Source organism: Rhodococcus sp. NPDC056506 (assembly GCF_042794945.1).
Taxonomy (GTDB): domain Bacteria; phylum Actinomycetota; class Actinomycetes; order Mycobacteriales; family Mycobacteriaceae; genus Rhodococcus_F.
In genome coordinates this window covers 109,205-122,029 of record NZ_JBHTSW010000015.1, presented here as the reverse complement: position 1 = coordinate 122,029, position 12,825 = coordinate 109,205, and the positions used below count along the sequence as shown (strand labels likewise).

12 protein-coding genes are annotated in these 12,825 nt (G+C 62.5%); 3 read left to right on the top strand and 9 right to left on the bottom strand.

Translation table 11 applies throughout. The annotated features are described in order from the left end of the window. Positions 1-43 precede the first annotated feature (43 nt). The 3 genes from ACFQ6H_RS15100 to ACFQ6H_RS15090 all read right to left on the bottom strand — a co-directional run bounded on the left by ACFQ6H_RS15100 (position 44) and on the right by ACFQ6H_RS15090 (position 2,399). The gene (locus ACFQ6H_RS15100) at positions 44-940 is read right to left on the bottom strand and encodes a serine hydrolase (protein WP_378646990.1); all 897 of its coding nucleotides are present in this window, start codon (positions 938-940) and stop codon (positions 44-46) included. 156 nt (positions 941-1,096) lie between these two features. Beyond that, the gene (locus ACFQ6H_RS15095) at positions 1,097-1,732 is read right to left on the bottom strand and encodes a ScbR family autoregulator-binding transcription factor (protein WP_378646988.1); all 636 of its coding nucleotides are present in this window, start codon (positions 1,730-1,732) and stop codon (positions 1,097-1,099) included. A gap of 238 nt (positions 1,733-1,970) precedes the next feature. Continuing rightward, a complete protein-coding gene (locus tag ACFQ6H_RS15090) occupies positions 1,971-2,399 on the bottom strand; it encodes an HIT family protein (RefSeq protein WP_378646986.1) in 429 nt (142 codons plus the stop codon). A gap of 87 nt (positions 2,400-2,486) precedes the next feature. Between ACFQ6H_RS15090 and ACFQ6H_RS15085 the strand changes: the two genes are divergently transcribed. Beyond that, positions 2,487-3,728, top strand: a complete 1,242-nt coding sequence (locus ACFQ6H_RS15085) for a glycosyltransferase (RefSeq protein ID WP_378535297.1) — start codon at positions 2,487-2,489, stop codon at positions 3,726-3,728. Beyond that, the gene (locus ACFQ6H_RS15080) at positions 3,725-5,851 is read left to right on the top strand and encodes a glycosyltransferase family 39 protein (RefSeq protein WP_378646984.1); all 2,127 of its coding nucleotides are present in this window, start codon (positions 3,725-3,727) and stop codon (positions 5,849-5,851) included. The genes ACFQ6H_RS15085 and ACFQ6H_RS15080 overlap by 4 nt, the downstream gene beginning before the upstream one ends. 86 nt (positions 5,852-5,937) lie before the next feature. On the opposite strand, the gene ACFQ6H_RS15075 is transcribed toward ACFQ6H_RS15080, so the two are convergent. Beyond that, complete coding sequence (locus ACFQ6H_RS15075) at positions 5,938-7,236, bottom strand: DUF222 domain-containing protein (protein WP_378646982.1); 1,299 nt, start codon at positions 7,234-7,236, stop codon at positions 5,938-5,940. Positions 7,237-7,437: 201 nt separating this feature from the next. On the opposite strand from ACFQ6H_RS15075, the gene ACFQ6H_RS15070 reads away from it, so the two are divergent. After that, positions 7,438-7,686, top strand: a complete 249-nt coding sequence (locus ACFQ6H_RS15070) for a hypothetical protein (protein WP_378646980.1) — start codon at positions 7,438-7,440, stop codon at positions 7,684-7,686. Between the two features lie 106 nt (positions 7,687-7,792). Here ACFQ6H_RS15070 and ACFQ6H_RS15065 read toward each other — a convergent pair whose 3' ends face one another. From ACFQ6H_RS15065 to ACFQ6H_RS15045, 5 genes are read right to left on the bottom strand one after another with little or no spacing between them, the layout of a single operon-like run. Next, on the bottom strand, positions 7,793-8,440 hold the full coding sequence (locus ACFQ6H_RS15065; protein WP_378646978.1) for an ABC transporter ATP-binding protein: 648 nt from the start codon (positions 8,438-8,440) through the stop codon (positions 7,793-7,795). 1 nt (position 8,441) lies between these two features. Beyond that, positions 8,442-9,359: an oligopeptide/dipeptide ABC transporter ATP-binding protein gene (locus tag ACFQ6H_RS15060; protein WP_378646976.1), complete on the bottom strand. Its 918-nt coding sequence runs from the start codon at positions 9,357-9,359 to the stop codon at positions 8,442-8,444. Further along, positions 9,356-10,177 (bottom strand): ABC transporter permease, encoded by an 822-nt coding sequence (locus ACFQ6H_RS15055; protein ID WP_378646974.1) that lies wholly within the window; start codon positions 10,175-10,177, stop codon positions 9,356-9,358. The genes ACFQ6H_RS15060 and ACFQ6H_RS15055 overlap by 4 nt, the downstream gene beginning before the upstream one ends. After that, positions 10,170-11,204 (bottom strand): ABC transporter permease, encoded by a 1,035-nt coding sequence (locus ACFQ6H_RS15050; protein WP_378646998.1) that lies wholly within the window; start codon positions 11,202-11,204, stop codon positions 10,170-10,172. The genes ACFQ6H_RS15055 and ACFQ6H_RS15050 overlap by 8 nt, the downstream gene beginning before the upstream one ends. Next, a complete protein-coding gene (locus ACFQ6H_RS15045) occupies positions 11,201-12,823 on the bottom strand; it encodes an ABC transporter substrate-binding protein (RefSeq protein ID WP_378646972.1) in 1,623 nt (540 codons plus the stop codon). Before ACFQ6H_RS15045 ends, ACFQ6H_RS15050 begins: the two co-directional genes overlap by 4 nt. Positions 12,824-12,825 lie beyond the last annotated feature (2 nt).

Here is a 12,825-nt window from a genome sequence, read left to right as displayed (position 1 = left end):
CCGGCTTCTCGGCGCGACCCGCATTTTCGTCGGCGGGTTCAGATCAGCTGTTGTTGCGGAGAGCTTCGACAGCGATGCGGCCGACGGTTCCGATGGAAGCGTCGATCTTCGGGGCGCGATGGGTGAGCTCATGGGACTTGGTGAAGACACCGACGGCGTAACGCTTGCCGTCCGGGTACGCCACGACGCCGGCTTCGTTTCGTACCAGCCCCAATGTTCCGGTCTTGGCGGCGACAGTGACCTCGTCGGGGAAACCGGACGAAAGGCGGTGCGGCCAGACCTGCTTGCTCATGATGGTTCGGACCTCTTCGCAGGCCGAAGCGGGGCCGGCTTCGTCCCGCCAGATTGCAGCCAGCAACATTGTGATCTCACGAGGAGTGCTGGAGTTGGAGCGGGCCGGATCCATGATGGAAATCGTCCGGAGAATTTCGATCGGGGGGTATTCCAGCAAGGTTTCCTTGTCGACTCCGAGGTCTTCGTAGACTGTTTTGAAGAGACCGCGGCAGTCACGTACCAGGTTGGTCTTCTCCAAACCGAGCCCGCGCAGCGTTGCGACGATGTTGTCGAGTCCGAGACGCTCGTACAAGAAATCAGTGGCGGCGTTGTCGCTGAAGCTCATCATGAGCAGAGCGAGATCTCGCCAGCTGGCGGTGACATCGTCGGCGCAACCGCCGATACCGATGCCGCCCGAGCGGAACTCGGCGGTCACCGTGGCGTGCTCGGTCGGATCAAGGGTGCCTGCCGCTACTTCACGTGCGTACTGGAGTACGACAGGAATCTTGAACACGGAGGCGAGGATGACACCTTCGTCAGCGCCGTAGCCGAACTCTTCGCCGGAATCGATGTCGCGCGCGTGGACGAACGCATCTGTCTTCGCTTCGGCCAGTACAGCAGCGATCTCCTGCTGTGCGCTCTCAACGTACGTGGCGGTGTCGGTCATTCGAGAAGCCCTTTCGTCGGTATCCGTATATCTGGGTTATTCGTGGATCTGACGATAGTGAGTCGGTGCCGGAGGGTCTTGTACGAATCGACGAATGTTGGCCCACGGTTCGGTGCTCTTACGCCGAATCGTCCGGGCGTCGGGGTGTTCTCCAGATCAGGAGGCGTACGTTTCGAGCCGGCAGCGGACAAGGCTGTCGAGATCCCCGCGGCGCTTGTCGGAGACGATGCCTGCCAACAGGAGAGTGAACAACTCGTCGATGCGGTCGTTCAGATCGCTTCGCCTGGTGAGTACGTTCGAAACCAGTTGGACGCCGGTGAATGCCGAGATCGCCACGCGGCCAACAGATTCCGGCTCCACGTCGTCGCGGATATCGCCGTCGCGCTTCGCAGCGTCGGCCAGTTTTCGAAGCTCGCGAATCCACGCGAGGTACGGACCTTGCGAACCGTCGGCAGATGCCAATTCGAGGGTAAGCCGGACTCCCGCACGAACAATCGGGTCCGCGACAAGCTGGCGGCCCATCTCGTGGCACACCATGACGAGCTGTTCCAGTGCCGGTGCGCCCGTGGCTGCAACTGCGGTGAAGGCGGTGATCGAGATCTGGTGCTGTTCTTCGATGACAGCTTGAGCCAATTCGTCTTTGGACGAGAAGTGGAAATAGACCGCGCCCTTGGTCATCTGCGCCGCGGACACGATGTCGTTCATGCTCGTGCTGCCGTACCCCGTGACTTCGAACCGATCGGCAGCGCCACGAAGAATCTGACGCCGACTGATCTTGGCACGTTCCTGCATTGCTCCCTTGTCCTCCGACTGTTAACACGTGAACTAGTTTTAGGGCCCTAGGTCCCGGACCAGCGCCCCACGGTAGCAGCGAAACTCGTGCTCGCGCGACAGCGCGAAACGGACTGTTCGGTGTGCAATCGCAGGTCACGGTCGGTAGGAGGGACAAATGCGACCGCCGCAACCTCCATCGGAGGCTGCGGCGGGGAGTCCAGTTATCGGCCAGCGAAATTCGGTCGAAGGTACGCGATCAACGAGTCGAGACAGTTGCCTCGGAGCCGAGGTCGCGTAGTGCCGACTTGAGTTTGGTCTGCGCCTCGTCGAGAGATTCGGGTGACGGCGAAGTGTCGGCGCCACTGATGTCGAAGTTCCCCATGTCGTATGCGGGGAAGACGTGAACGTGAAGATGCGGAACTTCCAGACCTGCGATGAGGAGACCGGCCCGAGGCGCGTCGAACGCCTTCCTCACAGCCTGACCCAGGGTGCGGGCAACCGCGGTGACCTTGGCGAAGAGTTCAGGATCTACGTCCTGCCACTGATCGACCTCGGCGCGCGGTACGACAAGTACGTGACCTTGCGTTACCGGTGCGATGGTCAGGAACGCGACAACGTCGTCGTCCTCCCACACGAAACGTCCTGGTAGATCCCCGTTGATGATGGCGCTGAAGACTGAAGGCATACCCCGAGATTAGCCCGCGTCCGGTTGCCAGGAAACTCCCAGGCTGGATGCAGGTTCGTCGGAGCCGGCCCGACAAATCTAGGACGCATGACGACAGAAGCCATGCAGACCGCGGGCAGCACGGACGCAGGGGAGCTCTCCGCGACGACTGTAGTGCTGGACGTGGTCGTCCCGGTATACAACGAAGAGGCGGGCCTCGAGACGTGCGTGCGCCGCTTGCGCCATCATTTACGCACGCAGGTGCCATTTTCTGCCCGAATTACCATCGCGGACAACGCCAGTGTCGACGGTACGTTGGCGCTCGCTCGTTCCCTCGCCGAAGAATTCGACGACGTCCGGGTCGTGCACCTGGATGCCAAGGGCCGCGGCCGAGCACTGCGGCAGGTGTGGAGCGATTCCGACGCGGACGTGGTCGCGTACATGGACGTCGACCTCTCGACTGATCTCAACGCCCTGATGCCGTTGATTGCTCCGCTGCTCTCGGGGCACTCGGACATCGCCATCGGTTCTCGGTTGGCACGTTCGTCCCGCGTGGTCCGTGGCCCCAAGCGTGAGTTCATCTCGCGTAGTTACAACCTCATTCTCCGAAGCGCACTGCATGCTCGCTTCTCCGACGCTCAGTGTGGTTTCAAAGCCATGCGCGTCGACGTTGCGCGACAACTACTTCCGCTGGTGGAGGACACCGGATGGTTCTTCGACACCGAATTGTTGGTGCTGGCCGAGCGGGCCGGGATGCGAATTCACGAGGTCCCCGTCGACTGGGTGGACGATCCGGACAGTCGGGTAGACATCGTCGCCACGGCAGTCGCCGACCTCAAAGGTGTGGTGCGCGTCGGGCGAGCACTCTCGACCGGCTCACTCCCACTGGCCGAGCTCAGGGCGAGTTTCGGACGTGAACCGTTGGTTCCGGGTGTTCCGCGAGGCATGGTCGGGCAGCTCTCACGCTTTGCCGTGGTGGGAGTCATTTCTACGCTTGCGTACGCGCTGCTCTATCTCGCACTGCACTCGATTATGGGTGCGCAGTGGGCCAATGCCGTCGCATTGCTGGTGACCGCGGTGTTCAACACCGCCGCCAATCGCGCCTTCACCTTCGGGATCCGGGGGTCGGAAGGATCCGCCCGTCACCAAATGCAGGGCCTGCTCGTATTCGGGTTCGGCTTGCTGCTCACCAGCGGATCGTTGTTCGTGCTCGACGTTGTGGCACCCGATGCGTCCAAACACGTCGAGCTTGCAGTACTTGTCATTGCCAATCTTGTTGCCACAGTGAGTCGATTCATCGCACTGCGCTGGGTGTTTCGCACCGCACAACCCGTAGGAGCCAATCGATGACCGCCACTGCAGAGAGACTCGCCGCGTCGGTGCCGGCGCCGGAACCGCAGCGTCGGGTGCGCTGGGAACCGTGGGCGCTCGGAGTGCTGTTGGTGGGGACCGGAGTCGCCTACATCTGGGGCTTGGGTGCATCCGGATGGGCCAACTCGTTCTATGCCGCTGCGGTACAGGCAGGTTCGGTGTCGTGGAAAGCCTTCTTCTTCGGCTCCTCGGACGCTGCAAACTCGATCACCGTCGACAAGCCGCCCATGTCCCTGTGGTTGATGTCGCTGTCGGTTCGCATCTTCGGACTCAACTCCTGGGCGATGTTGGTGCCGCAGGCACTGCTCGGTGTCGGATCGGTAGCACTGTTGTGGGGAACGGTGCGGCGGTACTTCGGGGCTGCCGGCGGACTCCTCGCCGGTTTGGTGCTGGCGCTTACTCCCGTAGCGGCGTTGATGTTCCGGTTCAACAACCCGGATGCCTTGCTGGTGCTCCTGATGATCGCAGCAGTATGGGCGATGATGCGCGCCGTGCAGGACGGCCGCACCCGTTGGCTCGTGTTGGTCGGCGTCTTTTGCGGATTCGGTTTCCTGACAAAGCAATTGCAGGTCATGTTGGTGGTTCCGCCACTGGCACTCACCTATCTGATCGCCGGACCGCCGAAACTGGGTAAGCGGGTCCTTCAACTGTTTGCTGCACTGGGCGGGTTGATCGTCTCCGCCGGATGGTGGTTGGCAATCGTCGAACTGTGGCCGGCCGACTCACGTCCTTGGATCGGTGGTTCGCAGAACAATTCGATTCTCGAGCTGACGCTCGGTTACAACGGGCTCGGACGCTTGAGCGGCAACGAGACCGGAAGCGTCGGCGGCGGCGGAATGCGCGGTGCTGGTGATGCTGCGGCCGGCGCTGCTGCGGGAGGTTTCCCGGGAATGGGAGAGGCAGCAGGTGGCATGACAGCAGGCGGTATGGCACCAGGTGGTGGAGCCGGCGGCGGTATGTGGGGGAGTACCGGCATTACCCGACTGTTCGAATCTGCCCAGGGCGGGCAGATTGCCTGGTTGATTCCTGCCGCACTGATACTTCTGGTGGCTGGAATCGTGCTGCGAGGCAGGGCTCCGCGCGTCGACACACAGCGCGCCTCGTTCATCGTCTGGGGCCTGTGGCTGTTGGTGACCGGACTGACCTTCAGTTTCATGGCGGGAATCTTCCACGCCTACTACACCGTTGCGCTGGCGCCGGCGATCGCCGCACTGATCGGTTCAGGATCCGTAGTGGCGTGGCGTCACCGTGGCGTCCTCTGGGTTCGCATCATTCTGGCGGTGTCATTGGCCGCAACCGTCGCGATGGCGTGGGTACTGCTCGGACGCTCGCCTTCATTCGTACCGTGGCTCCGGTGGGCCATTCTGGTGGTCGGCGTTGTCGCTGCCGTGGCAGTGCTGATTCCGGCAGTGACGCGAGGTCGATTGGCTGTGGCAGTGATTCTCGCAGCGATCTTCGCCGGTCTAGCAGGTCCGACTGCATACGCGATCGACACGATCAACACTCCGCATACCGGTTCCATAGTTTCGGCCGGACCGAGCGTCGAAGGTGGAATGGGCGGGCCCGGCGGTGGCCGCGGAGGCTTCGGTGGATTCGGTGGCACGACTGATGGCGGTTACCGTCGGACGGACGGAACGCCACCTGCAGGAATGGGCCAGATACCCGGTGGTGCAACACCTCCAGGTACCACCACATCGACCACTGACGGAACGCGAGGCGCAATGGGAGGAGGCGCTGGTGGTCTACTTCAGGGCAGCACGCCGGGAGCCGCTGTTGTGTCCACACTTGAAGAGAACTCCGACCAGTTCACGTGGGTAGCCGCGGCAATCGGGTCCAACAGCGCCTCGGGTTATCAGCTTGCGACGCAATCACCGGTCATGGCTATCGGAGGGTTCAACGGCAGCGATCCGTCGCCGACGCTCGCGCAGTTCCAGCAGTACGTGGCAGAGGGCAAGATTCACTTCTTCATCGCCGGCGGCGGGATGGGTGGCGGTATGAACGCCGAGGGCACCGCTACCGCTATCTCGACGTGGGTGACCGAAAACTTCACCGCCACAACAGTGGACGGAGTTACCCTCTACGACTTGACGGTTGGGGGCTGACCAGCAAGAGCGCATGCCAGGTCCGCATCGGAGGAGCACTTCCGATGCGGACCTGGCCGTGTTCTGTTGTGCCCGAGAAGCTGTTCTCAGGTTTTGAAGGTGGTGTTCGCCGGCCTCGGGTGCTGCCCGGGGTCGATCGAGGGTGGCGGGATGAACCACGGTTTGTTGTCGACGCCGATCCGGATTTCCCATTTTCCGACGAACCCCGTTTTGCGGTGCATCAAGCGGTGGTGCGAGCGGCAGAGTAGGACAAGGTTGTTCATCACCGTCGGACCACCGTTCGCCCAGTGCCGGATGTGGTGTGCGTCGGTCCAGGCTGGTACGCATGTGCAGCCGGGGAAGGCGCAGCCCTTGTCTCGGGCGATCAACGCCACTCTCTGTTCGGCGTTGACCAATCGTTTTCCGGGTCTCGCATCCAACGGCGCGCCGTGAGCGTCGAGCAACACCGTCGAGAGGAAACAGTCGCACCCCAACAACCGCGTCTGCGACACCGACAGAGGCCCGAGCCACGGCATGTGCCCCACATCAAGATCAGACGGGGACTCTCCGCCATCAGAAGGCGCAGCGGCGCAGTCCCGGTGCTCAGCGAGATCGCGCGCGTTGATGTGCACGTTCACATGCGGTCGCTGACCACCATCGGTTCCGGTCTTGGCGCAGTCCAGATACCGGCGGATCAGTTCGGTGAACCCGTCCGCCGTCCGCTTCGCCGCCGACCGAGCGTCGGGAGTTCCGTCCGGTGCTGGGGTGGGCATCGTCAGATTCGACAACGCCGATAACAGCATTTCGCCGGTGAGGGCGTCGAAATCCCCACGCACCACCACCCGGCCATTGAGTGTCGAGGCGATCCGGAGCTCGTTCCGGTCGATGTCTTCGGCAGGTGGAATCTCATCGGACTCGAACAACCGCTCCAAAGTCGCGATCACGTTCCGCACCTTCGTCGTTGTCGCCTCCACACCCGACGCAGCAGCCAACAACAAATCGATGCACTTCGGTAGCGCCTCCTCCGGCATCCCCTTCGGTGGGGATTCACAGAACGCCACGATCAACACGGCATGATCGACCGAGCAATCCCCGCAATCGAATTGCGCTGCCACCGCGGGAAACGGCCGCAGCGCGGCGCCCAGGGCGGCGATCTTCTTTCCGTCCCGAACCTGCAGCATCGTGTTGGCCGCCAACCAGGAACCGACTCCACGGGACGCAATCACCTGATCGTCCGGGCGCATCGAGAGTTCGTCGACTACCGCTACCCGAACGGCTTCCAAGCGCAGAATCTCTGCACTTGCCTCGATAGCAGCCTTACGTAACTCGGCAGCAGTCAACTGCCACAACCGTCCGCGTAACCCCACCGCAGAACCCGAAACAACGTCCGACGACAAGACACTCATTGAATCCCCCGATCCCCTCCCTGAAGCATACTCGAACACCAGTTCGAGTCAAGGGTCAATTTCGTTGGGGCTGGGGTGTATTGCTCGAGGTGCCAGATGGGACTGTTGTTACCGCGGGCTCTCGAGTCGATGAGAGACTGAACCGTGCCTGATCGACCTGAGATTGTCTGTATTTGCGGCTCTGCCCGATTCGCTGAAGAGATGCGGGAGGTGAACCGCGACCTGACGTTCGCAGGCGTCATCGTCGTCGCGCCGGGTGAAGCAGGCGAGGTGATCTCTGTCGAGCAGAAGGCACTGCTCGACGCGCTCCACTTGCGCAAGATCGACCTGGCTGATCGGGTTCTGGTCGTCAACCCAGCCGGATACATCGGCGAGTCCACGCGCCGAGAGGTCGCGTATGCGCGCGCCACCGGCAAACCAGTGTCGTTCACGATGCCGTGTGATCAGTAAGCGCCACTTTGGTGCGGTCGGCAACGAAACAGTCCAGATTCCCGACTGCTACGCGAGGGAAAGTGTTCTCCAGTAGCCGAGCCCACACGCCCTGCTCGGGCCACCGCTAAGCGCGAATGCCGTCGAGGTCGTGGACCGTGTCGCAGCAGGCGTCGAGTAATTCGCGATCATGGCTGATGAGTAGTACGCCGACATCGGTTTCAGCAGAGCGACTCTCGATCAACCGCATGAGCGTGGCCGTCGTGGCGGCGTCGAGCATTGCCGTCGCCTCGTCGCAGATGAGGTATTTCGGCTGTTGTGCCAGCGATCTCGCGAGGCAGGCGCGCTGCAGTTGGCCGTCGCTGACCTGGTGTGGTCTGCGGGACAAGAGATCGGGGGTGAGGCCCACTTCTGCGGCCAGCGTGACCACATCGATTGTCCTGCCGGCAATATCACCGGGTTGCCCGATGATCGAGGCCAGCGTCTGCCGAGGGTCGGTCGATGCACGAGGTGACTGAAACAGCATGGATACCGTGCCGCGCAACGCCGCAGGCACCGAGAATTTGGTACCCACGACAGGTGATCCGTCGATCCGCACCTCGCCTGACCATGGCGCATCCAGTGAGGCGAGAATTCTTGCAAGTGTGGACTTTCCGGTTCCCGACGGCCCGGTCAGGCCGATCAACTTTCCCGACGGAATCTCGAGGGAAATGTCTTCGAGCACCGGTCGGTTTCGGTGGTACCCACTGGTGATTCCCAATGCCTGCAGACTCATGTCAGCCCACCTTCTGCAATGTTCGGTACGTGCGTTCGCCGAGGGTTATCAACTCGGTCGGTCCACCGGACTGTTTCGACTCCGGGCGTCGTAGGTGATAGACGCACTCGTCGGGGAGATCGGTCAGTTGCGGTGGCGAGCCGGGGATCGGATTCAAACCGCGGGAAGGTAAGGCGCCGAGTAGGTCTCGGGTGTAGTCGTGGAGTGGATCCTGGAACACCAGAGTAGCCGGACCGGTTTCCATGATGCGTGATGCGTACATGACGGCAAGTCGATCCGCGACGCCGCTGCGGGTAAGGGATGTCAGGTCGTGGGTGATGAGCAGGACTGCCGCCCCGGCGTCCGCGCACTCGCGAAGTAGGCTCATGACGTGGTCGGTGAGTTCGCGGTCGAGGTTGGCGGTGGGTTCGTCAGCCACGATCACCGATGGATTCCCGGCCAACGCACCGGCAATGGCGACGCGTTGCGCCATGCCACCCGACAGTTCGTGCGGGTAGCAGTCCAGAGTCGAGGGCTCGAGTCCGACGCGAAGTGCCAAGGCGTCGCAGGTGTGATCGCTGCCGAGCGCGTCGATGGTTTCTTGCAGTTGCGATCTCGCAGTTCGAACGGGGGTGAGATGTGTTGCGGCAGATTGCGGAACGAGCGCAGCATGTCGCCCCCGGAACGCGGTGCCGGAGAAGACATCGATCTCCTGATCGGGGGTGCCAACGGTGACCGTTCCAGTTCGAGAAGCTGTCGGCGGCAACATGTTCATGACCGATGTGGCGACGATCGACTTGCCGCACCCGGATTCGCCGACGAGTGCGGTCACCGTGCCGGCCGGGACCGAGAGGTCTATGTCGCTCGCAGCGTGGACTACGGATCCTCCGGGTAGAGGGATCCTGACGGTGAGGGATTCGATGCGTAGGCCGTGGTTCACAGTCGCAACTCCGAAGGTCGTGGGGGAGTGAGCATCGACCGCAGGGCCGAACCGGCGACTGCAACTGCGACGGTGGCGATCACGAGGACTGCGGCGGGGAATACCAGCGTCCACCAACCGCCGAGGAGCAGAGAACTGCGAGCCTCTTCGAGAAGCGTTCCTAGACTGGGCTTGTGCGGGGGAAGGCCGAAACCCAGGAAGGACAACGTCGATTCGTGCCACACGGCGTGGGGTAAGAGGAGAACGACCGCGATCAAGGCCTGCGGCGCCGTCGCCGGCACCAGGTGGCGCATGATCACGTGACGTCGACTTGCCCCCGCCAGAATGGCGGCGTCGATGTACGGTCGTTCGCGCAGACTCAAGATTTCGGAGCGGATGATCCGGGCCACTTGGGTCCAGTGGGTCAGTGCGATCGAAAGCACGATGGCGGCAATGCTTCCGCGGAACATCGCGACGATGACGATGCCGAGCAACAGGTGAGGGAGTGCGTTGACGGCGTCGGTGCCGCGCATGACGAACCTGTCCACCCAGCCGCCGACCAGCCCAGCCGTGGTACCGACGGCGACGCCGATCACCGTGGCGAGCAGCGCGCAGGCGAGTGCGATGAGTAGTGAGGTTCGAATGCCTGCAGCTATGCGCACGAACAGATCTCGTCCCGCAGAGTCCGTTCCGAACGGGTGATCGAAGGATGGAGCCAGGCGGGCCGCCGAGAAGTCGGTGACTCGGTCGTCGACGTCGGCCAACCATGGGACCAGCGCCGCGTACAGCGCAACGAGGATCAGCACGCCGAGGGCGAACTTGAAGCGTCGCTCAGCCATCGGTACTCACTCTCGGGTCGAGTACTGCAACCAGGACGTCGGCAAGTAGTGAACCGAGCATGACCGTCAATGTCGTACCAACGGTGAGGAATGCGAGTAGGGCCATGTCGAGGTCGCGGGCAGAGGAAACGATGGCGCCGGCGATCCCCGGCCAACTGAAGACCTCTTCCACCAGCACCGCCCCGACTATCAGTTCGGGCAATCGCACGCCGACGATGTTCACGAAAGGTGCCAGTGACGTCGGCAGTATGTGGCGCTTCGTAATGGTCGGCGTCGGGATTCCGCGCGCTACTGCGCCCGCCACAAACCCTTCGCCTTTCGAACCCACGACGGATTCTCGGACGGCGAGGAGGAGCCACGGCATCTGCGAAATGGCGAGCACCGTCACCGGTAGGACCAAGTGTCGGACGACCTGTCCCGGTGTGGGATCGGCACCCCCGTCGGTCAGTCCGGCGACCGGGAGCCAGCCAAGAGTCAAAGCGAAGAGCGCGATGGCCCCCAGCGACAAGACAAACGGCGGAAGTCCCTGAACGACGACGCTCAGCCCGGACACGATCTTGTCCAGGAATCCTCCACTACGGATTCCGGCGAGAACACCGAGTGTCAGCGAGGCGAGAATCGCGATGAGGAGTGAGATACCGACCAGCAGCAGGGTCCACGGCAGACGCTCGGAGATAACTTGGGAAACAGGCTGATTGAACGATCTGGAGATCCCGAGATCGCCGGTGAACACACCCTGGAGCCAATTCCAGTACGTGCTGTACCAGGGGTTGTCGAAACCCATCTGATCGGCGATCAACGCTTTGTCCGCGTCGCTGGTCGTCATGTATCGCGTGCCGAGATAGCCGACCAGTGGATCGAACGGTGAAATTGCCGCGGCGGCAAAGAGTCCCGCGGACACCACGGCGATCACGGGCACGATGAACAACACCCGCCGACCGACCATCGTGAGGATGGCCTTTCGGCGGGAGTTGTCACGGTGGCCCCGCGACGCCGGCGCGTCTGCCCGAACGTCGACCGCTGTCATTGCCCTCGGGCCCACGTCTGCAGTGACCACCACGGGCCCCAGGTCACACCGTGTGAGTGTGGCTCGAGTACCGGTCCGGACATCTGCCAGTCGGAATCCTTCGATACGTACGTATGGTCGAGGAAGACGAGGATGACAAATCCAGGATCTTCGACGTACGCCTGCTGAACGTCGCGATACGCGGCGTCACGCGTTGCCGGATCGAGGCTGCGGCGTCCTACTTCCAAGCCTGCGTCGACTGCTGGATTGGAGTAGTCGCTGGCGTTGTCGTAGATGCTGCCGACCCCAGGTGCGATGTACTTCGAGTTCAGCGCGTCGTACGCCTGTGTGTCAGGGTCGAAAGGTTCGTCGCCGCCGCCGAGAAGTGTTGAATCCTGGTTGATGCGAGGGTCTATGCGGTCCCAGGAGAGCGCTTCGAGATCCACCTCGATGCCGACGGCGAGAGCGTCGGAGGCGAATGCCTGAGCGAGATCACGTCGGACGGTGTCGACGGAGTTGTACATGATCGTGAACTGCGCGCGCCGGCCGTCTTTCGAACGGATTCCGTCGGCACCTTCGATCCAGCCGGCCTCGGTCAGAATTCGCTCGGCCTCGGCCGGGTCGTAGGCGAAGGTCGCGTTCGGGTTGTACGAGTCGCCGTAGACCTCGGGGATCGGAGTGGCGGCAACTCTGCCGTGTCCGCCCAGGACGTTGTCGATCATCGACTGGCGATTGGCGGCGAGGTTGAGCGCCATACGCACGGCTTTGTCGCCCGCGACGGGATTGTTCGTGGGGAGTGAGAGGCCGCGCCAGTCTGCCGACTGATGGGCTGTCACGGACATGTTGTCTTTGCTCGAGAACGTATTGGCAAGCAGTGGAGGGAGATTGGTTCCGTCGATCTCACCGGACACCATTCGTTGGGCGCGGGTGTTGTCATCGGGAACGTAGAGAAGAGTCAGCTTCTTGATCTCCGGCGCGCCGTCCCAGTAGTTCTCGTTCGCCTCGAAGACCGCTCGATCCGGTGAGAGGTCGACGAGTGTGTACGGACCCGTACCGACGGGCGCAGTGTTCAACGGTGACTCGGCGGCGAGCCCGGGTGTTGCGAGGGACTCCGACGGAACCATGCCGATCAGCATCTTCGTCAGCAACGGCGCATACGAGTAGGCGAGGCGAAACTCGACTGTGCTGTCGTCGACGGCCACGACATCGCTGATCATGTCGTACGACGACCGTGCCTCCGAGGCGGAAGCGGGATCGAGGATCGCCTGGTACGTGGCAACCACGTCGGCGGCATCGAAGGTCGATCCGTCGGAGAAGGTGACCCCGTCACGGAGTTTGACCGTCCAGACTGTCGCGTCGACGTTGGCCGTTGGCATCTCTGCGGCCAAAGACGGCTCGAATCCAGGCATGCCGGTGCCGCCGGTGAGCCGGACGAGACCGTCGTACATCTTGGCTTCACCGGCAGCACCGAAGCCTGCGACCGGGTTGTAGCCGCCCAGTTCGTAGCCATCGGCCAAGACGAGGCCGTCGTTGTTGCCCGAAGAGTCGGTGCCAGTCGGGCTACTGCACGACGTGATCAGAAGTGCGCCGATTGCGGCGGTTGCGGTGAGCGTCAGAACGCCTGGTTTGTGGAGTTTCACGG